Source organism: Arthrobacter koreensis, from assembly GCF_009193255.1.
Lineage (GTDB): Bacteria > Actinomycetota > Actinomycetes > Actinomycetales > Micrococcaceae > Arthrobacter_B > Arthrobacter_B koreensis.
This window is the reverse complement of sequence record NZ_WACG01000006.1, coordinates 119,744-140,462: the sequence shown is the minus strand read 5'-3', so window position 1 is coordinate 140,462 and position 20,719 is coordinate 119,744. Positions and strand designations below refer to the sequence as shown.

Here is a 20,719-nt window from a genome sequence, read left to right as displayed (position 1 = left end):
GCCTGCTTACCCTGCTGCGCCGAGGTCGGCGGCCCAGGGGTAGTACAGGTAGGCGAAGGACGCCGGAACCCCGGTGACGCGGTCGCTCATGAACAGCCGTACGGAGGGGTCCAGGATCGGCAGCCACGGCATGTCCTCCATGGCCAGGGCCTCGATCTCGGCAGTCAGTTCGGCGCGCTCGGTCTCCGAAGCGGTGGCCTCTGCCTTGGTGATCAGCTCTTCGATTTCCGGGTTGGAGTAGCCGGAGAAGTTCTGCGAACCGCCGTCCTGCACGATGGTGCGCAGAAAGACCAGCGGGTCCGGAACGTCCATGTAGTTGGTAGTCACGAAGGCTCCGTGGCCGGCACGGGCCTCCGGGTCGGAGAAGAAGGCCCCGAACTGGGCGCTAGGAACCCCCTCGGGCTGGACGTCCAGGCCGATCTCCTTGCCGGCGCGGCTGAGCTCGGAGATCATGTCCGCGTAGAAGGACCGTTCCGTCGGGTAGACGATGGTGATCGGCTCGGACAGGTCTGCCGTGGCGTCTGCCAGGATTTCCTTGGCTTTCTCGACGTCGGCACCGGCACCGGGAAGTTCGGCGCGCGCGGAGGAGAAGACGTCGTCCGCGAAGGACCAGCCGCCGTCGGGAATCAGGGAGACGGACGGGCGTGCGGTGCCCTCGTACACGGTGGCGGCCAGAGCATCCTGGTCCGTGGCGGTCCAGAGCGCCTTGCGCACGGCAGGGTCCGCCAGCGGGCCGTCGCCGGTAGCGATGATGGCGAGCATCTGCAGGGACTTGCCCAGGATCAGTTCACCGTTGCCGGCTGCTTCAAGCTGGGACACGGCGCTCAGCGGAACGTCGTAGGAGCCGTCGATGGCGCCGGAAACCAGGGCGTTGGTAATGGCGGCTGGATCAACGATGAACTGGATTTCCAGGCTGTCCACCTTGGGGGTGCGCTCGGTGTTCCAGTAGTTCTCGTTCTTGGCCAGGGTGATGCTCTGGCCGCTCTGCCATTCCTCGACGGAGAACGGACCGGTGCACATGACTCCGCCCTGCGGGGTTCCGTAGGACTCCCCGGCGGCCTTGCGGTGCTCTTCGGAGACCACCACGCCCATGGGGGTGGCCATGTAGGAGTTGTAGGTCCAGTCCGGGTTCTTCAGGGTGATGGTGACCTCGGATTCAGAGGTCGCTTCAATGGAAGCCACGTTGCCGCTGACGGCGTCGGACGCCCAGTAGCTGCCCTCGGCCGGATCAAGGTGCCGGTTGAGGCTGTACGCCACGTCCTGCGCGGTCATGGGGCTGCCGTCCCAGAAGGTGACGCCCTCGCGCAGCTGGTAGACGTAGGTCTGGCCGTCGTCGGTCTCGAAGGACTCGGCCAGGTTGGGCGTCACGGTGAAGTCCGGCTGGATCATCATGAGGCCTTCGCAGATGTTCGCGACGACCGTGTTTTCCGGGTAGTTGAACGCCAGGATGGGATCCAGGGATGCCGGTTCGCCAAACGGCAGGTTCCAGCTCGCCGAGTCAAGGTCGCCGGTTGCCGCGTCGGTTGTCACGGCGAGTTCCGCCAGACGGTCCCCGCCGTCCGCTGCTGCCCCGCCGCTGCCGGAGCCGCTGCTGCAGGATGTGATGGCCAGCAGGGCTGACAGTGCCAGCGCTGTGGGAAGTACAGCCTTTTTCATATGCACCCTTCCAAAAAGAGGACCTAGCCGGGCGATTCCTGCCCGCTCCTTTCCAGATATAGGTGTATAAAACGTTTTATATGTCGATCTTCCCCTACCGTTACGTAACCGTTACCGGGAGCTGAACGAACGGAGAAATATTGCAGTCAAAAACCACTATCCGCGACGTCGCCCGTGCCGCGGATGTATCCATCACCGCGGTGTCCCATGCCCTGAATGGAAAAGGAACGCTGGCTGCAGCGACCCGGCAGCGGATCATCGAAGCAGCGGACCGGCTCGGGTATCAGCCTGATCCGTTGGCCCGCGGCATGCGCAGCGGTCCGCTGGGCGTCATCGGACTGATGCTTCGCCCGCTGGATACCCTGGGCACCTACCGGCCCTCCGGCGTCGACTATTTCACCCGGCTGACCGGCGCCGTGGCAGTTGAATGCCTGGAACGGAACCTGAGCGTGATGCTGGTGCGGGATCTCTCCAAACTTCCGCGCCCGCCGCTGGCCCTGGCGCTGGACGGCTACATCATTGCCGATCCGCTCGAAGCGGACCCGGTCCTGGACCTGCTGCAGGATGCCTCCCTGCCCTTCATCACGATTGGCCGTGTTCCGGACCGGCCCGCCTTTACGAACTGGGTGGGCTCAGGGGACGGTGAGGACACCGTCCGGATCCTTGACCTGCTCCGGGAGCGCGGCGCGGAACGGATCGCGCTGGTGACCGGGTGCGACCGGAACTCCTGGAACCTGGAGTCCACCGCCGCCTACCACCAATGGGCCGGGGAGCGCGGCCTGCAGGCGCGGGTGGTTGCTCGGCCCGAAGCGGACGGAATGGACGGAGGGCGCTCCGCAGCACGGGAGCTGCTCCGCGACGGTGACCTGCCGGACGCGGTCTACTGCCTGACCGGCCGGCATGCCCGCGGCATCCTGGACGAATTCACGGAACACGGGATCAGTCTGCCGGGTCAGGTCCAGCTGGTGGCAGGCGCCGACTCGGAACAGACCCGTTCCTCCTCGCCGGCTATCAGCGCCATTGACCTGGACCCGGAACTCGTCGCAGCGCACGCCGTGGAGCAGCTGACCTCACGCGTGATGATCGGGAAACCGGCTGAGCCGGTGGCGCTGTCCACCCGCCTGATCCTGCGTTCAACTACGGCCGGTCCGGACCATGGCTGAGCCAGTGCTGCGCGCGGTCGAGGTGACTGGCCCCGCGGCAGCCCGGCTGGCCCGGGCACGGCGCAGGACCGCGGTTGTTCAGGCGATGATGCTGGGCAGCTGGGGCCTGCTCCTTCCGCTGCTGCTCGTGCTGCCGTTCGGTACCTGGCTTCCGCCCCGGGCCGGCGACGCCGTGGCATACCTTCTGGTGGGCAGCTTCCTGCTCGGGTTCCTCCTCTGGATTCCCGAGGCGTACTTCCGCCGGCGCAAGGAGGCAGCGCAGCATGCGGCGTTCAGCGACGTCGAGGCCGCGCTGGCCCGTCTCCGCGCCGGATGGCAGGTGGAGTGGTACGCACCGTACGGAGGCATCGGACGGGAGCGGATCGTCTCCCGCGGGAGCTGGAAGCAGCGTTTCGAATGGCGGGTGGAGTACCGGGGCGGAACCATGCTCCTCACCGAAATTCCGGCCGCTGAGCATGAGGAGGACGACGACGGGGATCAGGACGGCTGAAGCGCCGGCTGCCTTTGGCTGGACCGGTCCGCCCCAGCCGTCCCGGTCCAGCCAACCCGCGCAGCCGCCGCCGTCCGCTTCCAACCCGCGCAGCGCGCGGGTCAGCTAATGGGCTGGAACAGCGTCCGGTTCCTCCGCGCCGCGCCGGGCAAGGTCCCTCGCCTCATCGAAGTCGCTGTCCAGCCCCTCCGGAGCCCGGGTGAGCAGGCTGACAACGACGGCGAGCAGCAGGTTCACGGCGAAGCCGGGGATGATCTCGTACAGCGTGGAGGTGAGCTCGGAGCTGCCCCATGCGAAGGCTGTGACGGCGCCGGCAGCCATGCCGGTCAGCGCACCCGCGGTCGTGAGCCGGCGCCAGAACAGGCAGAGCAGGATGGTCGGCCCGAAGGCAGCACCGAAACCTGCCCAGGCGAAACCGACCAGGTCGAGGATCGAGTTGCTGCGGTCCAGTGCCAGGAGGATGGACACCACGGAGACCACCAGCACGGCAGCGCGGCCCAGGGTGACCAGCATCCGCTGGGATGCGTCCTTCTTGACCACGATCTTGTAGAGGTCCTCCACCAGTGCGGAGGACGTGACGATCAGCTGGGAGGAAATGGTGCTCATGATGGCGGCGAGTACGGCGGCCAGCACAAAGCCGGCAACCAGCGGATGGAACAGGACTTCCGCCATGCTCAGGAAGACGGCCTCGGGATCGCTGAGCGTGAGGTCATTCTGCTGGAAGTAGGCAGCACCGACCAGCGCTGTGAGCACGGCACCAAGAACGCTGAGCAGCATCCAGCCAACCCCAATCCGGCGGCCCGCTACGGCGTCCGCAGGGGAGCGCAGGGCCATGAACCGGACGATGATGTGCGGCTGCCCAAAGTAGCCCAGGCCCCAGGCGAGCGCTGAGATCACGGCCAGCGCCGTCGTGCCGGCTACCGGGTTGAGCATGGTTGGGTCGATTTCGCGCAGGGACTCAGCCATGCCGGACGGGCCCCCGACGAGGAAGATGCCCACCAGCGGTACGGCGATGAGGGCGAGGAGCATCATCATGCCCTGCACAACGTCGGTGTAGCTGGCGCCCAGGAATCCGCCGAAGAGGGTGTAGGCGATGGTCACGCCGCCCACGATCAGCATGCCGGTGGTGTAGCTGGAACCGAACGAGCTCTCGAAGAACACACCGCCGGCCACCATGCCGGAGGAAACGTAGAAGGTGAAGAAGACCAGGATGATGATGCCGGACACCACACGGAGCATCCGGCTGCGGTCCTTGAGGCGGTTCTCCAGGAAGCTCGGAACGGTAATCGAGTTGTTGGCAACCAGCGTGTAGGAACGCAGCCTGGGCGCGACGAACTTCCAGTTCAGCCACGCACCAATGGTGAGTCCGACGGCGATCCAGGCTTCTGCGAGGCCGGCCAGGTAGATGGCGCCGGGCAATCCCATCAGGAGCCAGCCGGACATGTCCGAGGCGCCCGCGCTCAGCGCCGCAACGCCCGGCTTCAGGCCCCGCCCGGCCAGCATGTAGTCATCCAGGTCCGAGGTACGGCGGTACGCCCACCATCCGATTCCCAGCATGGCTGCCATGTAAATGATCAGGGCAATCAGCTTGTACGTTTCGTCTGTCATGTAGCCGTTCCGGTCGGTTCCGTATCACTTTTGCGTCGGGTCAAGACGGCCTGCGCGCACACAAAATCGGTGGCGCGGGCCACAAGTGCCCAACAGTATGCCAAGTGCCGAAGGGGACGGCCAATTTGCCAGCGGCCGGTTTTGGCTGCCTGAAGAACGCTGTGCTAGCGCGGCCCGGCCAGCGGCCCGACCTGGAGGAGCTGTGCATTTTCGCTGCTGCAGCCGTACCCGGCCCGCGAGATATTGAGGTAGGCCGTGTCATCCGGCGGAAAAATCCGAAGCCCGGACACCGGCACCCGGGAGCATTCGTCTCCGTAGTTCTCCGGGCGGGTTTCCTGCAGCGATGCAACCGCGGACTGCCCGGGTTCCAGCGTGACCGTGACTGCTTCGGTTCCCTCGGACCGGATAGCCGGAGCGCCTACCTGGGTCCCAGACTGCCCAAGGTAGGAGACGCCGGGATAGCCGAAAGTGGAGCACGCTTCGGAGGAGGTGTTCGTCAGGACCAGGTCCCGGTAGACGCTGCCGGCAGCACCGCCGCCGGGGGTGTCTTCGATATCGGCGGATAGTTTGTCCGCCGTGCACAGCGGCGCCCCGTCTGCGGGGCCGGGAGCCGGAGTCTGCGGCGCGGCACTTGCGCTCGCTGAGCCGCTTGCCGAGCCGCTTGCCGGCGCGCTCGCCGTCGTACTCGCCGAGCTGCTCGCGGAAGGCGTCGGCGAGGGTGTCTCCTTCGCGTCGTTGCCGCCGGAGCAGCCGGTCAGGACCAGGCCGGCGGTGAGCAGCCCGGCAAAAACGAGGGAGGGGGAAACTGAAACCTTGGTTCTCATGGGTTCACCCTGAACCTGTGGCCTGACGTGGTCAAACCGCACCGCGGTGCCTTCCCGAAGCACACCGAATTGTTACGGACGCCGGAGTCTATTCGTGGTGGTACGGCCGGCCCGCGGCGATCTCCTGGGCACGGTAGACCTGCTCCGCGAGGATGAGGCGGACCAGCTGGTGCGGGAAGACGAGGGGAGAGAGGGACCAGACGAAGTCCGCGCGGTCATGCACGCTCTGGTCCACGCCGTAGGCACCGCCGATAATCAGCGTGACATTGCGCGAATTATCCAGCGGTTTCTGCAGAGTCTTCGACAGCTGCGGGGAGGTAATAGCCTTGCCGCGCTCATCGAGGAGGATCACGTAGTCGCTGCCCAGCTTCCCCAGCAGCCGCTCCGATTCTTCCTTGCGGGCGGCGTCGTTTTCCCTCGCGGAATGCGGAATCGACACCCAGGACAGGTCGAAGGGCTTCTTCAGCCGCTTTTCGTAGCGGCGGATCCCGTCAACCACCCAGTCCTCGTGCTTGCGGCCGACCATCAGAACACGTAATGCCATGGCTCTATTGAATACCGGCAGCGAACAGGGCAGAAACCCGCTGCCCGGCTGCCTTGGACAGGCTGCGGGTCTAGACTCCCGGGCAGTGGTCCCGCACAGAGAATGGAGCGCAGCATGAGCCAGACACGGGCGGTTGTCCTCGGTGGCGGGGGAGTAGCGGGGATCGCATGGGAAATGGGCGTGCTAGCCGCGCTGCTGGAGGACGGTATCGACCTCAACGCGGCGGACCTCGTGGTGGGCACCTCCGCCGGTTCGATGGTGGGCGCCGCGCTTCGCTCCGGCCTGCTGCCCCAGGTCCTGGCGGCACAGCTCGACGACGCGGAGCAGGCCCTCGCCGCGCAGGGAACCGATGTGCCGTACCAGGACCCCAGCGGTTTCAGCAGTGAGGCGTTCATCGAACTCACGGCGACGGCGGGACGCAGCGACGGCGACGAGAAGGCGGCCCGGGCGCGGGTAGGCCAGCTTGCGCGCACCACTCCCGCCGTAATGACCGAAGGGGAATGGGTCTCAAGCATCCGCTCGCTGCTTCCCCGGGCTGAATGGCCGGACAAACCCTTTGGGATTGCGGTGGTGGATGCGGAGGACGGTTCCTTCACGGTCCTGGATGCAACGTCCGACGTCGAACTGGCCCGGGCGGTCGCGGCCAGCTGTGCGGTGCCCACGGTGTGGCCTCCGGTGACTATCCTTGGCCGGCCCTACATGGACGGCGGCATGCGCTCAGCCACCAATGCCGACGTCGCCGAGGGATACGGAAAGGTGCTGGTGCTGGCCTGCGGTCCGGAGGCACCGGTGAGTCCGTTTGGTCCCAGCCTTCCGCAGGCACTGGCCAAGCTGCAGCAGCACAGCTCCACGTTCGTCGTGGAGGCTGATGAAGCCGCCCTGCGTGAGTTTGGGGCGAATCCACTGCTGCGCTCCACCCGGATCCCGGCGTCGGCGGCCGGACGGCGGCAGGGCGCTGAGGCCGCGGCGGCGCTGCGGGACTTCTGGGCCTGAGGGCCGGCAGGCTGAGGAGAGGGCAGCGGCCGCCCCGCGGCGCCAAGGGGAAAACCACGGCGATGCGAACGGCTCAGACCTATAATCCCGGTATGGCATATCCGCGCCTGAAGGGCGCTTCCTTGAGAGACCTCGCAGTTCCCACCGCCGGAGGCAGGCTGTGAGCGGCGGACTCGTAGCGCTGCTGGACGACGTCGCTGCCCTGGCCCGCATCGCGGCAGCCTCGGTGGATGACATCGCGGCAGGCGCCGCGAAAGCGGGAGCCAAGGCCGCCGGCGTCGTTATTGATGACGCCGCAGTGACACCGCAGTACGTGTCCGGGGCGGATCCGTCCCGTGAACTGCCCATGATCAAGAAGATCTTCTGGGGGTCGCTGCGCAACAAGCTGCTCATCATCCTGCCGGCGCTGCTGCTGATCAGCGCATTCATCCCGGGAATCATCCCGTTCATTCTCATGCTCGGCGGCACTTACCTCTGCTATGAGGGCGCGGAGAAGGTCTGGCACAAGTTCTTTGGACACCATGAGGCGAAGAAGGAGCCCGCAGTCGAACGGGGGCCCGACGCCGAGTCCAAGGTCATCAAGGGCGCCATCACCACCGACTTCATCCTCTCCTGCGAAATCATGGTCATCGCCATGAACGAGGTGGGGGACGCTTCCATCTGGATCCGTGCCGTCATCCTCGTAGTTGTGGCAATCGCGATCACGGTGCTCGTCTACGGCGCCGTTGGGCTGATCGTGAAGATGGATGACATTGGCCTGCACCTGGCAACCAAGGACTCCCAGGCCTCCAAGCGCGTGGGCGGACTGCTGGTCAAGGGCATGCCGTCCGTGCTGGCTGCCATTACCTTCGTGGGAACCATCGCCATGCTCTGGGTAGGCGGCCACATCATGCTGGTGGGTGCCTCGGATCTGGGCTGGCACGCGCCCTATGACCTTGTGCATGTGCTGGAGCATCCCTTCACCGGGATAGCGGTTGTGGGCGGATTCCTCGGCTGGCTCGTCAACACCCTGTGCTCGGCCGTCGCCGGCCTGGCCTGGGGCCTGGTAGTCATGGCCGTCCTGGTGCCGTTGAAGAAAATCCTGCCGTTCGGCAAGAAGAAGGACGGGCACGAGCCCGGCGACACCCGGGCCGCGCTCGCCGGGCACCGGCCGAAGAAGGCGAATCCCGACGCAGGCTAGCCGGGAGAAGGTGTGCGATCCGCCGCGGGCGGAGCGCTTCCCGCCCCGACTCGCGCCGGGAGGGGCACGCTTGTGTTCCGGGCACGGACAGCCAGGAGCGCGCACCCCACCACAGTGACTCCGCCGAGGACGGTCTGCCAGCCAATGGACTCCTGGAGGATGACCGCGGCCCAGCAGATAGTCATGACCGGCTGCGCCAGCTGGACCTGGCTGACCTGTGCCATGGGCCCGATCGACAGGCCTCGGTACCAGGCGATGAATCCAAGGAACATGCTGGCTGCGGACAGATAGGCGAAGGCTCCCCACTGGGCAGCGGTCCCTGCCGGAGGCTGTTGGGCCACCGCGAGTCCGGTCAGCACAGCCATCAGGGGCGAGGCCAGCACCAGGGCCCAGGAAATGGTCTGCCATGAGCCCAGGCTCCGGGACAGGATGCCGCCCTCCGCATAGCCAACTGCGCAGACGATCACCGCGGCGAACAGCAGCAGATCGGAGCCGTGGAGGGTGCCGAACCCGCCGCCCTGAAACAGGGCGAAGCACAGGGCAGCAAGAGTCCCGGCGCCCGCAGCCAACCAGAATGAACGGACGGGTCGTTCTCCTGTCCGGAGGACTGCGGCCACAGCGGTGGCAGCAGGCAGCGCCGCGATGACTACGGCCCCGTGGCTCGCAGGGACTGCTGTCAGGGCAAAAGACGTCAGCAGCGGGAAACCGGCAACCGCCCCGCCGGCCACCACGCCAACCTGGATCCACTGCCGGCCGCGGGGAGCTTTCTGCCGCGTGATGAACAGTGCTCCGCCTGCCAGCAGGGCCGCGGCCACCGCACGGCCAGCGCCCACAAACAGCGGGGACATGCTCCCGTCCTCGACCGCTATGCGGGTAAAGGGGACCGTGAAGGAAAAAACGGTGACGCCCAGCAGCGCCCACCACAGTCCGAAGGAGCCTGGCGGTATCGGTTTCGCAGAAATGAGAGTAGCGGTATCGTTTAGCTTCATGTCCAACAGTAGCAGTGAGCGGATCGTCACGGCAGTGCGGAACTGGATAGCGGCCGCCCCGGCCGGGGCCCAGCTGCCGTCTACGCGCCGGCTCGTGGAACAGTTCGAGGCGAGTCCGGTCACAGTGCAGAAAGCACTGCGGACCCTTATTGGCGAAGGGCTGATCGAGTCCAGGCCCGGCGTCGGTACTTTCGTCCGCACGGTCCGTACTCCGCGTCCCAGCGACTACGGCTGGCAGACTGCCGCACTTGGTTCACCCCGGCAGCTGGCAGCGCTGCCGTCAGCTGCCCTGCGCACTGCCTCGAATGATGTAATTGCGCTCCACTCGGGGTATCCGGACAGGGACCTACTGCCGGAGCGGCTTGTCCGGGCCGCGTTCGGCCGGGCCGGCCGGAGTGAGGCCGCTCTCGGCCGCCCTCCGTCAGCGGGCCTGCCGGCCCTGCAGTCGTGGTTTGCCTCAGAACTGGGTTCAGTGACCCCGCCGGGCCTCAGCGCACCGAATGCCAGTGACACCGTGATCCTCCCCGGCAGCCAAAACGGCCTGAGCACCCTTTTCCGTGCACTGGTGGGAGCCGGAAATCCGCTGCTCATCGAGTCGCCCACGTACTGGGGTGCCCTGCTCGCTGCGGCGCAGGTCGGGGTCCAGCTCGTCCCGGTTCCCAGCGGGCCAGCCGGTCCGGACCCCGCGGACCTTGACCGTGCCTTCGAGCAAACAGGAGCCCGTGCGTTCTACGCCCAGCCGAACTTCGCCAACCCGACCGGCGCGCAGTGGTCACGGGAGCTCGGGGAGGCTGTCCTCGGGATCGTCAGGGACCGCGGCGCCTTCCTTATTGAGGACGACTGGGCGCATGACTTCGGCATCACCGCGCAGTCGCAGCCGCTGGCAGCCCGGGAGGACAGCGGGCATGTTGTCTACATCCGGTCCCTGACCAAGAGTGTTTCCCCCGCGGTGCGTGTCGCCGGGCTCATTGCGCGGGGCCCGGCGCTGGACCGCATCCGCACGGACAGCCAGGCCCAGGCGATGTACGTCAGCGGCGTCCTCCAGTCAGCCGCGCTTGATGTTGTCACGGATCCCGGCTGGAAGACCCACCTGAGGAACCTGCGGCAGCAGCTGACGGCGCGGCGGGACCTTCTCGCCGGAGCCATCCGGGAACACGTTCCGGAAGCGCACCTCGAAGTACTTCCCCGCGGCGGACTGAATCTGTGGGTGCAGTTGCCGCAGGAGACGAACCTGGACATTCTGGCGCGGGAATGCGAATCCCGGGGAGTGATGATTGCCGCCGGAGATGACTGGTTCCCCGCGGAGCCGGCAGGCCGCTACATCCGGCTCAACTATTCGGGGCCTGCGCCCGGACGCTTTCCCGATGCTGCACAGATTATCGGCGAGGCGCTTCGGGATAGCCTCGCCTAGGCTGCGGAGGGAACCAAAAAGGTCCGGCTTCCCATGCGGGAATCCGGACCTTTTTCGCTGGCGGTGACGGTGGGATTTGAACCCACGTTGGCTTTTACACCAAACAACATTTCGAGTGTTGCACCTTCGGCCGCTCGGACACGTCACCAACGGAACAACCTTACCGGGTGTTTGGCTCCAGCCCCAAAACGCCCCGGACCCGCAGCTTTCCGGGGCCGGGGCACACGCGCGGACTAGAGATCGACGACGTCGTTCTTGCCGACGTTCGGGGTGTCTCCCGTTACGGCGCTCTTGCCGATCTTGAACAGGGTGGCGATCTTGGGTTCATCCGACACCCAGTACTCAGCCGTGTCGCTGTTGACCTTGATCAGGGCAATCGACGGGTCTTCCCGGCCCTGCTCGAACCATGCAGACGCAGAGCTATTCCAGAGCTGCTCGATCTTCTCCTGGTCGTGGCTGATTTCGGCACGTCCACTGACGGAGAGATAGCCCTTCTTGTCCTCCACAGCCACATTGACGTGCGGGTTGGCGCGGATCTCGTCGGCCTTGGGGGAGGGGTCCTGGGTGAAGAACCAAAGATTGCCCTCAGAATCGGTCTCCTGCAGCGCCAGCGGACGGCTCACCAGGTTGCCCTGGAGGTCAACGGTTGTCAGGTTGCCGATCTTGGCGTGTTCAAGAATCTTGACGACGCGGTCTACGCCTTCTTGATGCTCCGAGGTCATGCCTGCTCCTAGCTCTTGGGGTCGGTTGTCGGGTCCACGAATAAAAGCAAGCATACTTAGGGTTGTGTGCCCTGGGAACCGCGCAGCGTACGCCGTGAGCCGAAAAACTCCCGCAGCAGATGGGCGCACTCGTCCTCGCGGACGCCGGGGAATACCTCAACCCAGTGGTTGAGCCGGGGCTCCCGGAGGATCTCGAACACCGAGCCGGATGCGCCGGCCTTCTCGTCCCAGGCTCCGAACACCACCCGCGGAATCCTGGCGAGCACAATCGCCCCGGCACACATGGCACACGGCTCGAGGGTCACCACCAAGGTGCACCCCTCCAGCCGCCATTCACCCAGCGCAGCCGCTGCCTCCCGGATCGCTACCACCTCGGCATGGGCTGTGGGATCTCCCGTCGCCTCCCGTTCATTGCGTCCAGTGCCGAGGATGCTTCCGTCCGGGCCTACGACGACGGCGCCAATCGGCACGTCGCCGGTGTCCAGGGCGGCGCGCGCCTGCTCCAGGGCAAGCTCCATCCAGGCCTGCTGGGCAGCTGTGGGCGATTCCATATGGCTATGGTCCCCTATTTCCGTGTGGGGCCCCCAAATCCGCAGGGGTGCGGAGAAGCCACGATGGTAGTTTGGAAGCATGCGCGTACTAGTAGTGGATCATCCCCTCGTAGCCCACAAATTGACGGTACTCCGGGATAAGGACACCCCATCCCCCGTCTTCCGGCTCCTGACTGAAGAACTCGTGACCCTGCTGGCGTATGAAGCCACCCGCAATGTCCGGGTTGAGCCCGTCAATATCGAAACCCCGGTCACCTCGACCATCGGCACCGGGCTCGTGAAGCCCACCCCGCTGGTGGTTCCCATCCTGCGTGCCGGACTGGGCATGCTCGAAGGCATGACGCGGCTGGTCCCCACCGCAGAAGTTGGTTTCCTGGGCATGGCCCGAAATGAGGAGACCCTCGAGGCCATCACCTACGCTGAGCGCCTGCCGGATGACCTGACCGGACGCCAGGTCTTCGTCCTTGATCCAATGCTCGCCACCGGCGGCACGCTGCGCGAAGCCATCAAGTTCCTGTTCAACCGGGGCGCCGCGGAAATCGTCTGCATCTGTCTGCTGGGAGCCCCGGAAGGCCTCAGTGTGCTGGAAGAGGAACTGGCCGACGCAAACGTCACCATCGTCCTGGCCTCCATCGACGAGCGGCTCGACGAAAAGGCCTATATCGTGCCCGGCTTGGGAGATGCTGGAGACCGCCTCTACGGCGTCGTCCACTAGCCACCACAACGCGGAAAACCACCGTATTGGTCTCACTATGTGGGCAATTCGGGTGACGCTTGACTTCAGGCGGTTCATAAGTGTGCTTATGAGCCGCCTGTGACTTTAACGGGCTGAGTGTGCAAATTCCCTGATAAATCCGGGATTTATTCCGGTTGGGTAATACCAAGCGTTTGCTGCCGCGACTTCCGTAAAGGGTGAGATCGATCACAACTAGGCGGTTTAAGTCCACCATGTGAGACAACCGCACCATTGTTACTTGTGCGTATGCCTTTGTTACATGCAATAATCCGTAACGTGAACATCCACACGACAGCATGTGTCGCAGATCTTCTTTTTGGCAGCAATGCCGGCGGGAAGAGCTGCTGTCGTCGAATGCAGGCCTAGGAAAAACACCCCCCATCCCAGGCAACACACCCGTCCATCTGATGGGCGCAACCCCGCGCCACTCTCTTGGGCACACTCCCTGCATAGTGCCGTGCAGACGGCAATTCACCACTGAGGTCCCAAAATGTCAGTAGCATCCGGGTACGTCCACATCTCCCTCCGCAATGCCCAGAGCCGGGCCGCAGGAATGCCTGCACGGCCCACGGGGTTTTCCCGCCCGTTCGGTGCGCCCGTTACGGGACAGCAGTTCCCCGGCCAGGTTGTTCCCACCGGGATCCGCCCCCCGCGTTCCCCGCTCAGCGAGGGAACGCCGATTACCGCTCCGACTCCGGTCGTGGCCCCGTCCGGAACCCCCGGCCCCCAGCCGGTCGGCAGCGATACCGTTGCCCGCGGCTTCGTGATCTACGTTGGCCTCGATGAGGACACTGCTGCCGCCAACGGGACCACGCTGACCAAACTCGCACAGGAAATCCGGGCGCACGTCCAGGCGCTGGTCCCGGGTGCGCAGAGCCATGCTGCCGTTGCGCTGGCGCCGTCGGGCGCATCCGGATCGGACATTGACGTTGTCCGCCAGGCCCTGGGCGACCCCACGGTCAACCGTGCTCCGCGGCAGGAGGTCTCCTCGCCGTCGCCCGTCCAGCAGAGTGCACCGCGGCCCTCCGGCGTGCTGATTGATCTCTCCCGCCGCGAGGTCCACCTGGACGGCGAGACGCTGAACCTGACGTTCAAGGAATTCGAACTGCTGAACTACCTCGTTGAGAACGCCTCCCGGACCGTGGGGCGCGAAGAGCTGCTCTCTGGACTGTGGCGCAATGCCGAGGAAGTGCCCAACGAGCGGACTATCGACGTCCACATCCGCCGCCTGCGCTCAAAGCTAGGCCGCCTCGCCAACACCGTTCGCACTGTCCGCGGCCAGGGCTACCGCTTCTACGAACACCCCGAAGTTGTTGTCTGGGCTGCCCCGGAGTACAGCATCTAGCTGTCCCTGCGGCCCTATCGAGATGACAGAAAGTGCTGGTTTGAGCCCTCAAACCAGCACTTTCTGTCATTTCGTTTGAGTGGGGGCCGCCGGGCGGGAACCCGGACGCCGATAGACTGGGCCCATGAGCGGCCACCACCTGAAAAAACTGATGCTGCTGCGGCATGCCAAGGCAGACTGGCCGCGAGAGGTCACCTCGGACCATGAAAGGCCGCTCTCGGGGCGCGGCCACCGGGACGCACCGCAGGCAGGCATCTGGATGCGGGAGAACGACGCCGTTCCGGACTTTATCCTCTGCTCCTCCGCGCTGCGCACCAGGCAGACGTGCACCTGGGTCTGTGACGAGTTGGGGGAGAAGGCGCCCACGGCCAAACTCGAAGACCGGCTGTACGACGCCCCCGCTTCCCGCATTCTGAGCGTTATCAACCACGTGCCGGAGACTGTCTCGAGCCTGCTGGTCATTGCGCACATGCCGGGCGTGCAGGAGGTTGCCATGCGGCTGGCCTCCGTGGCATCGGATGAGGATGCCGTCATGGAGATGGCCACGCACTATCCGACCTCCGGACTGACCGTCCTGCAGCTGGAGGTGCCGTGGGCGGAGCTGGACGGGCGAGACGCCCGCGTTACTGATTTCGTGGTTCCCCGGGGCTAGCTACAGCCCGTATTTTTCCAGCAGGCGCAGCCACACCTCGCTGATCGTGGGGTAGGCCGGAACAGCATGCCAGAGACGGTCCAGCGGCACCTGCCCGGTAACCGCGATCGTGGCAGCGTGCAGCAGCTCCGCCACCCCGGGTCCCGCGAACGTGAATCCAACGGGAATGCCGCGGTCCTCGTCCACCACCATCTGGGCCCATCCGGTGTAACCGTCAGCGAACAGGGAGGATCCTGCCACGCTCAGCGGCAGGGACGTTTCGCTCACCCGGATGCCCCGGGCGGACGCATCCTTCGGGCTCAGTCCCACCATGGCGATCTCCGGGTCCGTGAAGACCACCTGAGGGACCGCCGTATGGTCCGCGGTCGAGGCGAACCGGCTGTAGGCCGGAGGTTCGCCAAAGCCAATCTCGCCGTGCGCCCGCGCTGCGATGGCGGAGCCGGTAGCGCGCGCCTCATACTTGCCCTGATGGGTCAGGAGTACCTTGCCTGCGGCGTCGCCGACGGCGTAGAGCCAGTTTGCGGCGCCTGCCACCAGCCCGGAGTCGTCCGTCCGCAGCGAGTTCGGGTCCAGGCCCAGCTCCTCGAGTCCCAGTCCGTCCAGCGCGGGTCGGCGACCGGTGGACACGAGCAGCCGGTCCCCGGCCAGGCGCTGTCCGCCCGGCAGATCCATGACAATCGCGCCGGACTCGTCCTTGGAAATCCGCTCCGGAGACGTATTGCCGTGGATTTCGACGCCGTCAGCCTCCAACGCGTCGATGACCAGTTTCGCGGCGGGTGCAGGCAGCGAATCCAGGACCCCGTGCCGGGCCACGAGGAAAACTTTCGAACCGAGCCGCGCGTACGCCTGGGCCAGCTCCGTGCCGGCCACCCCGCCTCCCAGGACCAGGAGGCTCCCCGGTACCTCGCTGGAGGAGGTTGCCTCCCGGGTGCCCCAGTACTCCACGTCCGCCAGGCCGTCCACCGGGGGCTCAACAGGAACAGATCCCGTGGCGAGCACCACGGCGTGCCGCGCGGTGATGGTCACCCGAGTGCCGGCGTCGTCCGTTACCTCGACCGTGCGCTCTCCGGTGAGGCGGGCCCGTCCGCGAACCAGTCCGATGCCCGTGTCCTTGACCCACTGAACCTGGGAAGCGTCGTCCCAGTTGGAGGTAAACGAATCGCGGCGCCGCAGCACGGCCGGGACGTCCAGGCTGCCGGAAACCGCTTCCCGCGAGCCATCCACCGCGCTGGCTTCCGCCAGGGCAGTGCCCGGGCGCAGCAGCGCTTTGGAGGGCATGCAGGCCCAGTAGGAGCATTCCCCGCCTACCAGGGCCGATTCAACGATGATCGACTCGAGCCCAGCGCCAACTACGCGGCCCGCGGCGTTTTCACCCGCAGCACCTGCACCAAGGACAATTACATCTGTTTCCAGCGATTCAGTCATGACGCCGAGCTTTTCAGCCTCAGGGACGGCGGGCAAGTGGGCCCCGGCCGCAATGCCGGTGCCCGGACGGCAAAAAACCCCGCCGAACCGGGATTGATCCAGGTTCGACGGGGTTTTTCAGTGGTGCGCGCGAAGGGATTCGAACCCCCAACCTTCTGATCCGTAGTCAGATGCTCTATCCGTTGAGCTACGCACGCATTTTGGAATATTCTCGAAGTTGCCGGGTTTCCCCTGCTTCTTTCAAGTTCTTCCGTGGCTGTTTGGCCGTAGATAACTATAGCGGGGTTCTGCGGAGAACGCCAAATCGAGTTCCGTTACGATGAAAAACTAGACCGGTCTATATGACCTTCGTCACACAAAAGGGTTCCGCAGGCTGAACTGCCCCTGAAATCTAGGCAAACTTGGAGTCGCACGCCACATTGGTAACATCTTTTCGCCGTTGGACCCCCGGAGGTTGGAAATAGCATCAAAAAACACCAGTGACCCAACGAAGGGAAGAGTCATGGGCGATGACGCGCGTCAGCTAGTTCTCGATGAGAGCGGCAACGCTGCTCCTAGCCAGTTGCAGGACAGCAAGATCAGGGGGGCCTCCAGCGAGGCGCCCACCACCCACAGTGCCCTGCTCGCATGGGTCAAGGAAGTGGCCGAGCTGACGCAGCCCGCCGATGTCTATTGGGTCGACGGTTCCGAGGCGGAGAACAAGGCGCTCACCGATGAGCTGGTCGAGGCAGGCACTTTGGTTCGCCTGAACCCTGAAACCTTCCCCAACTCCTTCGCGGCCTTCTCTGATCCCAAGGATGTTGCCCGTGTGGAGGAGCAGACGTTCATCTGCTCCGAGAAGCGCGAAGACGCCGGCTTCACCAACAACTGGATGGACCCGGCGGAAATGCGCACCAAGCTGAACGGGCTCTTCGCCGGTTCAATGCGCGGACGCACCATGTACGTGATCCCGTTCGTGATGGGCCACCTCGACGCCGAGGACCCCAAGTTCGGCGTCGAAATCACCGACAGTGCCTACGTTGTGGCGTCCATGCGGATCATGGCGCGCATCGGCACCGACGTGCTGCGGAAGATGGAAGAGCTGGATGCCTTCTTCGTCCCCGCCCTGCACTCCGTGGGTGCGCCTCTGGCAGAGGGACAGGAAGACGTTTCCTGGCCGTGCAACGAGGAGAAGTGGATTGTGCACTTCCCCGAAGACCGATCCATCTACTCCTACGGCTCCGGCTACGGCGGCAACGCCCTGCTGGGCAAGAAGTGCTATGCCCTGCGCATCGCGTCGGTCATGGCGCGGGACGAGGGCTGGCTCGCCGAGCACATGCTCATCCTGAAGCTCACCAGCCCGGAAAAGAAGGACTACTACGTTTCGGCTGCGTTCCCCTCGGCCTGCGGCAAGACCAACCTGGCACTTCTGGACCCCACGGTCGAAGGCTGGAAGGTTGAGACCCTCGGCGATGACATCACCTGGCTGCGCTTCGGCCACGACGGTGAACTCCGTGCCACCAACCCTGAGGCAGGCCTCTTCGGCGTCGCCCCAGGCACCGGCTGGAGCACCAACCCGAACGCGATGCGCGCCATTGCCAAGGGCAACTCCATCTTCACCAACGTGGCCCTGACCGACGACGGCGGAGTCTGGTGGGAAGGCATGACGGACGAGACGCCGGCACACCTGACGGACTGGCGCGGAAACGACTGGACTCCGGAAGCGGGCACCCCGGCAGCGCACCCGAACTCCCGCTTCTGCACCCCGATCGACCAGATCGACATGCTGGCCGAGGAATACCATTCCCCGAACGGCGTGCCCGTTTCCGCGATCCTCTTCGGCGGACGCCGCAAGACCACCGTTCCCCTGGTGACCCAGGCGCGGGACTGGGCCAGCGGCATCTTCATGGGTTCAACACTTTCTTCGGAAACCACGGCCGCTGCCGCCGGCGCCGTGGGTGTGGTCCGCCGTGACCCGATGGCCATGCTGCCCTTCATCGGCTACGACGCCGGTGACTACCTCAAGCACTGGATCACCCTCAGCGCCAAGGCCAACCAGGAGAAGCTCCCGGCCATCTTCCTGGTCAACTGGTTCCGCCGCACTGCCGACGGCGGTTTCGCGTGGCCCGGTTTCGGCGAGAACTCCCGTGTGCTGAAGTGGGTCATCGAGCGCCTCGAAGGCAAGGCAGACGCCGTCGAAACCCCGATTGGCTTTGTGCCCACCGGCGATTCGATCGACCTCCAGGGCCTGGACATGACCCCGGCCGACGTCGAAGCAGCCGTGCGCGTGGATCCGGCGGAATGGGAGACCGAACTGGCCGGCATCGACGAGTGGTACGCCCGCTTCGGTGCGTCACTGCCGGAGGAGCTCTCGGCCAAGCTGGCTGAACTCAAGGAACGCTTCGCGGCCGCAAAGTAGGCTCAGCCAAAAACAGGCCCCGCACGTGGAGTGCGGGGCCTGTTCTTTGGTTTGAGCCGGGATTAGGACTCGGAAGGCTCTTCGGTGTCTGCCGCCCAGACGATCGGCTCGCCGGATTCCCAGATGGGGTCGTTGAAAGTCCAGGCCCCGTCCTCCTGCGAGTAGGTCTGGATGGCCGAGATGCACACGCCTTCGGAGTGTTCCGCCACAACGTGGATGGCGTCGGTGCCCTCGTCCGGGAGGGTGATGTCCGAGAACACGGCTACTGCGCGGTTCTGGTCCTTCTGGTCGCGCAGGACGGTGTAGAGGTCATCGATCATGGCCTCGGCATCCAGGTCCTCGTCGCTCTCCTCGGGGGAGACAGCGACCATGCGCAGCTCACCGTCGGCCTGCACCACCAGGGCGGCGGGCAGGAAGGCACCCTGCGCTTCGAGCTGTTCCTGCGTGACACCGAGGGCGGTGCCCAGCAGCGAGTTCAGGTCATCCTGTACCTGGGCGGAAGGTTCCCCGCCGGTCAGTTCAACATCAGCCATGAGCTCATTTCCTAACTAGTTCAAGGACACGGTCGCGGACCATTTCCATCGTGGAAAGGTCCTCTGCCTCGGCGTTAAGCCGGAGGAAGGGTTCGGTGTTGGACGCGCGGAGGTTGAACCACCACTGTCCGTCATCTGAGGTGAAGGTCAGGCCGTCCATCTCGTCGACGGTGACGCCGGGACGGTCGTACTCGTTGCGCACCCGGTCCACGGCGGCCTGGACGTCGTCGAGCTTTGAATTGATCTCTCCGGAGGAGAAGTACGGCTCGTACTCGCGGGCCAGGTCAGACAGCGGCAGCTCCTGTTCGCCCAGGGCAGCCAGCACGTGCATGGCGGCCAGCATGCCGGTATCAGCGTTGTAGAAGTCGCGGAAGTAGTAATGAGCGGAGTGCTCGCCGCCGAACACGGCACCTTCCGAGGCCATCAGCGCCTTGATGAAGGAGTGGCCTACACGGGTGCGGACTGCACGCCCGCCGGAGGCCTGTACCAGTTCGGGAACGGCGCGGGAGGTAATCAGGTTGTGGATAATCACCGGGACTTCTTCACCGGCTGCCTTGGCACGGGCGATTTCGCGGCGCGCCACCAGGGCGGTGATGGCCGAGGGGCTCACCGGGGCACCGAGTTCGTCGATGACAAAGCAGCGGTCAGCATCGCCGTCGAACGCCAGGCCCAGGTCAGCGCCGTGTTCGACGACGGCGGCCTGCAGGTCCCGGAGGTTCTCCGGTTCCAGCGGGTTTGCCGGGTGGTTGGGGAAGGAGCCGTCCAGCTCGAAGTACAGCGGAATGATGTCCAGCGGCAGTCCGGGGAGGATGGAGTTCCCCAGGACCGCGGGCGTAGTGAGGCCGGCCATGCCGTTGCCCGCGTCCACCACCACCTTCAGCGGGCGGATGCCGCGCAGGTCCACCAGGCCGCGCAGGTAGGCGGAGTAGTCGCCGAGGACGTCCCGCACGCTGATCTGGCCCGGTGTCTCCACCGAGTTGATGACGCCGTCGTTGAGGTAGCGCTCGGCGGCTTCCTGGATTTCCTTCAGTCCGGTTTCCGAGGAGATCGGAATGGCTCCGGCCTTGGCCATCTTGATGCCGTTGTACTGGGCCGGGTTATGGCTGGCCGTGAAGGTCACGCCCGCCGCGTTCAGCGAACCGCACGCGTAGTACAGCTCATCGGTGGAGATGAGGTCCAGCAGCAGGACGTAGGCTCCGCGGGCGGTGGCGCCGGAGGCGAAGTCCTTGATGAACTCGGGGGAGGACTGGCGCATGTCCCCTCCCACCAAGACGGTCTCCCCGGCCAGGCCGAGGACGTCGACGAAGGCGGCGCCGACGGCCTTCACGATTTCCGGGGTGATGGTCTCGCCAACAACACCACGGACGTCATAGGCCTTGAAGGACGCAGAAAGATCGAATGCAGTAGTCACGCCTTGCAGTCTATAGGGGGCACGCTGCGGGCCGGAGCATGCCCGCCGCCGGGAGGTGTTTTCCACAATCTCTTCCCGCGGCGTCGGA

At 65.4% G+C, this 20,719-nt stretch carries 19 protein-coding genes and 2 tRNA genes; 9 read left to right on the top strand and 12 right to left on the bottom strand.

From position 1 onward, the window contains the following. Nucleotides 1–6: 6 nt before the first annotated feature. Nucleotides 7–1,656 (bottom strand): ABC transporter substrate-binding protein, encoded by a 1,650-nt coding sequence (locus GD628_RS13280; protein WP_091608272.1) that lies wholly within the window; start codon nucleotides 1,654–1,656, stop codon nucleotides 7–9. 140 nt (nucleotides 1,657–1,796) lie between these two features. Here GD628_RS13280 and GD628_RS13275 point away from each other — a divergent pair, with 140 nt between their 5' ends. Both GD628_RS13275 and GD628_RS13270 read left to right on the top strand, forming a co-directional pair. Beyond that, on the top strand, nucleotides 1,797–2,819 hold the full coding sequence (locus GD628_RS13275; RefSeq protein ID WP_152275039.1) for a LacI family DNA-binding transcriptional regulator: 1,023 nt from the start codon (nucleotides 1,797–1,799) through the stop codon (nucleotides 2,817–2,819). After that, the gene (locus GD628_RS13270) at nucleotides 2,812–3,309 is read left to right on the top strand and encodes a hypothetical protein (protein WP_152275038.1); all 498 of its coding nucleotides are present in this window, start codon (nucleotides 2,812–2,814) and stop codon (nucleotides 3,307–3,309) included. The genes GD628_RS13275 and GD628_RS13270 overlap by 8 nt, the downstream gene beginning before the upstream one ends. Nucleotides 3,310–3,414: 105 nt before the next feature. Here GD628_RS13270 and putP read toward each other — a convergent pair whose 3' ends face one another. The 3 genes from putP to GD628_RS13255 all read right to left on the bottom strand — a co-directional run bounded on the left by putP (nucleotide 3,415) and on the right by GD628_RS13255 (nucleotide 6,285). Next, complete coding sequence (putP, locus tag GD628_RS13265; RefSeq protein ID WP_091608264.1) at nucleotides 3,415–4,917, bottom strand: sodium/proline symporter PutP; 1,503 nt, start codon at nucleotides 4,915–4,917, stop codon at nucleotides 3,415–3,417. 164 nt (nucleotides 4,918–5,081) lie between these two features. Beyond that, nucleotides 5,082–5,741, bottom strand: a complete 660-nt coding sequence (locus GD628_RS13260; RefSeq protein ID WP_152275037.1) for a DUF4232 domain-containing protein — start codon at nucleotides 5,739–5,741, stop codon at nucleotides 5,082–5,084. An 88-nt stretch (nucleotides 5,742–5,829) separates the two neighbouring features. Beyond that, on the bottom strand, nucleotides 5,830–6,285 hold the full coding sequence (locus tag GD628_RS13255; RefSeq protein ID WP_091608259.1) for a 23S rRNA (pseudouridine(1915)-N(3))-methyltransferase RlmH: 456 nt from the start codon (nucleotides 6,283–6,285) through the stop codon (nucleotides 5,830–5,832). A gap of 114 nt (nucleotides 6,286–6,399) precedes the next feature. Between GD628_RS13255 and GD628_RS13250 the strand changes: the two genes are divergently transcribed. Further along, on the top strand, nucleotides 6,400–7,278 hold the full coding sequence (locus GD628_RS13250; protein ID WP_226802549.1) for a patatin-like phospholipase family protein: 879 nt from the start codon (nucleotides 6,400–6,402) through the stop codon (nucleotides 7,276–7,278). A 160-nt stretch (nucleotides 7,279–7,438) separates the two neighbouring features. Next, entirely contained in the window at nucleotides 7,439–8,458 is a 1,020-nt protein-coding gene (locus tag GD628_RS13245; RefSeq protein WP_091608255.1) for a DUF808 domain-containing protein, read from the top strand. On the opposite strand, the gene GD628_RS13240 is transcribed toward GD628_RS13245, so the two are convergent. Next, on the bottom strand, nucleotides 8,455–9,447 hold the full coding sequence (locus GD628_RS13240; RefSeq protein ID WP_152275035.1) for a DMT family transporter: 993 nt from the start codon (nucleotides 9,445–9,447) through the stop codon (nucleotides 8,455–8,457). The two genes, GD628_RS13245 and GD628_RS13240, sit on opposite strands and share 4 nt — an antisense overlap. Here GD628_RS13240 and GD628_RS13235 point away from each other — a divergent pair. Next, complete coding sequence (locus tag GD628_RS13235; RefSeq protein WP_152275034.1) at nucleotides 9,446–10,858, top strand: aminotransferase-like domain-containing protein; 1,413 nt, start codon at nucleotides 9,446–9,448, stop codon at nucleotides 10,856–10,858. The two genes, GD628_RS13240 and GD628_RS13235, sit on opposite strands and share 2 nt — an antisense overlap. Before the next feature lie 58 nt (nucleotides 10,859–10,916). Here the strand turns inward: GD628_RS13235 and GD628_RS13230 are convergent. The 3 genes from GD628_RS13230 to tadA form a co-directional block, all read right to left on the bottom strand. Continuing rightward, nucleotides 10,917–11,006, bottom strand: a tRNA-Ser gene (locus tag GD628_RS13230). Nucleotides 11,007–11,091: 85 nt separating this feature from the next. Then, complete coding sequence (locus GD628_RS13225; RefSeq protein WP_091608247.1) at nucleotides 11,092–11,580, bottom strand: pyridoxamine 5'-phosphate oxidase family protein; 489 nt, start codon at nucleotides 11,578–11,580, stop codon at nucleotides 11,092–11,094. 56 nt (nucleotides 11,581–11,636) lie between these two features. Continuing rightward, nucleotides 11,637–12,131, bottom strand: coding sequence for a tRNA adenosine(34) deaminase TadA (gene tadA, locus GD628_RS13220; protein ID WP_091608245.1), 495 nt, complete (start codon nucleotides 12,129–12,131; stop codon nucleotides 11,637–11,639). 79 nt (nucleotides 12,132–12,210) lie between these two features. Here tadA and upp point away from each other — a divergent pair, with 79 nt between their 5' ends. The 3 genes from upp (at nucleotide 12,211) to GD628_RS13205 (ending at nucleotide 14,864) form a co-directional block, all read left to right on the top strand. Then, nucleotides 12,211–12,846 carry a uracil phosphoribosyltransferase gene (gene upp, locus GD628_RS13215; protein ID WP_091608242.1) on the top strand — a complete coding sequence of 212 codons (636 nt, stop codon included), beginning with the start codon at nucleotides 12,211–12,213 and terminating at the stop codon, nucleotides 12,844–12,846. A gap of 511 nt (nucleotides 12,847–13,357) precedes the next feature. Continuing rightward, nucleotides 13,358–14,212 (top strand): winged helix-turn-helix domain-containing protein, encoded by an 855-nt coding sequence (locus tag GD628_RS13210; RefSeq protein ID WP_091608239.1) that lies wholly within the window; start codon nucleotides 13,358–13,360, stop codon nucleotides 14,210–14,212. Between the two features lie 124 nt (nucleotides 14,213–14,336). After that, the gene (locus GD628_RS13205; protein WP_091608237.1) at nucleotides 14,337–14,864 is read left to right on the top strand and encodes a SixA phosphatase family protein; all 528 of its coding nucleotides are present in this window, start codon (nucleotides 14,337–14,339) and stop codon (nucleotides 14,862–14,864) included. Here the strand turns inward: GD628_RS13205 and GD628_RS13200 are convergent, their stop codons facing one another. Together GD628_RS13200 and GD628_RS13195 are read right to left on the bottom strand one after the other, a co-directional pair. Beyond that, nucleotides 14,865–16,289: a dihydrolipoyl dehydrogenase family protein gene (locus tag GD628_RS13200; RefSeq protein WP_091608235.1), complete on the bottom strand. Its 1,425-nt coding sequence runs from the start codon at nucleotides 16,287–16,289 to the stop codon at nucleotides 14,865–14,867. A gap of 121 nt (nucleotides 16,290–16,410) precedes the next feature. Next, nucleotides 16,411–16,486: transfer RNA gene (locus GD628_RS13195), tRNA-Arg, on the bottom strand. A 305-nt stretch (nucleotides 16,487–16,791) separates the two neighbouring features. Between GD628_RS13195 and GD628_RS13190 the strand changes: the two genes are divergently transcribed. Then, nucleotides 16,792–18,687, top strand: coding sequence for a phosphoenolpyruvate carboxykinase (GTP) (locus tag GD628_RS13190; RefSeq protein ID WP_152275033.1), 1,896 nt, complete (start codon nucleotides 16,792–16,794; stop codon nucleotides 18,685–18,687). A gap of 62 nt (nucleotides 18,688–18,749) precedes the next feature. Here GD628_RS13190 and GD628_RS13185 read toward each other — a convergent pair whose 3' ends face one another. Both GD628_RS13185 and GD628_RS13180 read right to left on the bottom strand, forming a co-directional pair. After that, on the bottom strand, nucleotides 18,750–19,220 hold the full coding sequence (locus tag GD628_RS13185; protein WP_091608231.1) for a hypothetical protein: 471 nt from the start codon (nucleotides 19,218–19,220) through the stop codon (nucleotides 18,750–18,752). Between the two features lie 4 nt (nucleotides 19,221–19,224). Further along, nucleotides 19,225–20,631: a phosphomannomutase/phosphoglucomutase gene (locus GD628_RS13180; RefSeq protein ID WP_091608226.1), complete on the bottom strand. Its 1,407-nt coding sequence runs from the start codon at nucleotides 20,629–20,631 to the stop codon at nucleotides 19,225–19,227. Nucleotides 20,632–20,719: the final 88 nt, after the last annotated feature.

Coding starts and splice junctions, on each gene's coding strand:
- GD628_RS13280 (WP_091608272.1), bottom strand. CDS start 1,656: ATGAAAAAGGCTGTACTTCCCACAGCGCTGGCACTGTCAGCCCTGCTG.
- GD628_RS13270 (WP_152275038.1), top strand. CDS start 2,812: ATGGCTGAGCCAGTGCTGCGCGCGGTCGAGGTGACTGGCCCCGCGGCA.
- putP (WP_091608264.1), bottom strand. CDS start 4,917: ATGACAGACGAAACGTACAAGCTGATTGCCCTGATCATTTACATGGCA.
- GD628_RS13260 (WP_152275037.1), bottom strand. CDS start 5,741: ATGAGAACCAAGGTTTCAGTTTCCCCCTCCCTCGTTTTTGCCGGGCTG.
- GD628_RS13255 (WP_091608259.1), bottom strand. CDS start 6,285: ATGGCATTACGTGTTCTGATGGTCGGCCGCAAGCACGAGGACTGGGTG.
- GD628_RS13250 (WP_226802549.1), top strand. CDS start 6,400: ATGAGCCAGACACGGGCGGTTGTCCTCGGTGGCGGGGGAGTAGCGGGG.
- GD628_RS13235 (WP_152275034.1), top strand. CDS start 9,446: ATGTCCAACAGTAGCAGTGAGCGGATCGTCACGGCAGTGCGGAACTGG.
- GD628_RS13240 (WP_152275035.1), bottom strand. CDS start 9,447: ATGAAGCTAAACGATACCGCTACTCTCATTTCTGCGAAACCGATACCG.
- GD628_RS13225 (WP_091608247.1), bottom strand. CDS start 11,580: ATGACCTCGGAGCATCAAGAAGGCGTAGACCGCGTCGTCAAGATTCTT.
- tadA (WP_091608245.1), bottom strand. CDS start 12,131: ATGGAATCGCCCACAGCTGCCCAGCAGGCCTGGATGGAGCTTGCCCTG.
- upp (WP_091608242.1), top strand. CDS start 12,211: ATGCGCGTACTAGTAGTGGATCATCCCCTCGTAGCCCACAAATTGACG.
- GD628_RS13210 (WP_091608239.1), top strand. CDS start 13,358: ATGTCAGTAGCATCCGGGTACGTCCACATCTCCCTCCGCAATGCCCAG.
- GD628_RS13205 (WP_091608237.1), top strand. CDS start 14,337: ATGAGCGGCCACCACCTGAAAAAACTGATGCTGCTGCGGCATGCCAAG.
- GD628_RS13200 (WP_091608235.1), bottom strand. CDS start 16,289: ATGACTGAATCGCTGGAAACAGATGTAATTGTCCTTGGTGCAGGTGCT.
- GD628_RS13190 (WP_152275033.1), top strand. CDS start 16,792: ATGGGCGATGACGCGCGTCAGCTAGTTCTCGATGAGAGCGGCAACGCT.
- GD628_RS13185 (WP_091608231.1), bottom strand. CDS start 19,220: ATGGCTGATGTTGAACTGACCGGCGGGGAACCTTCCGCCCAGGTACAG.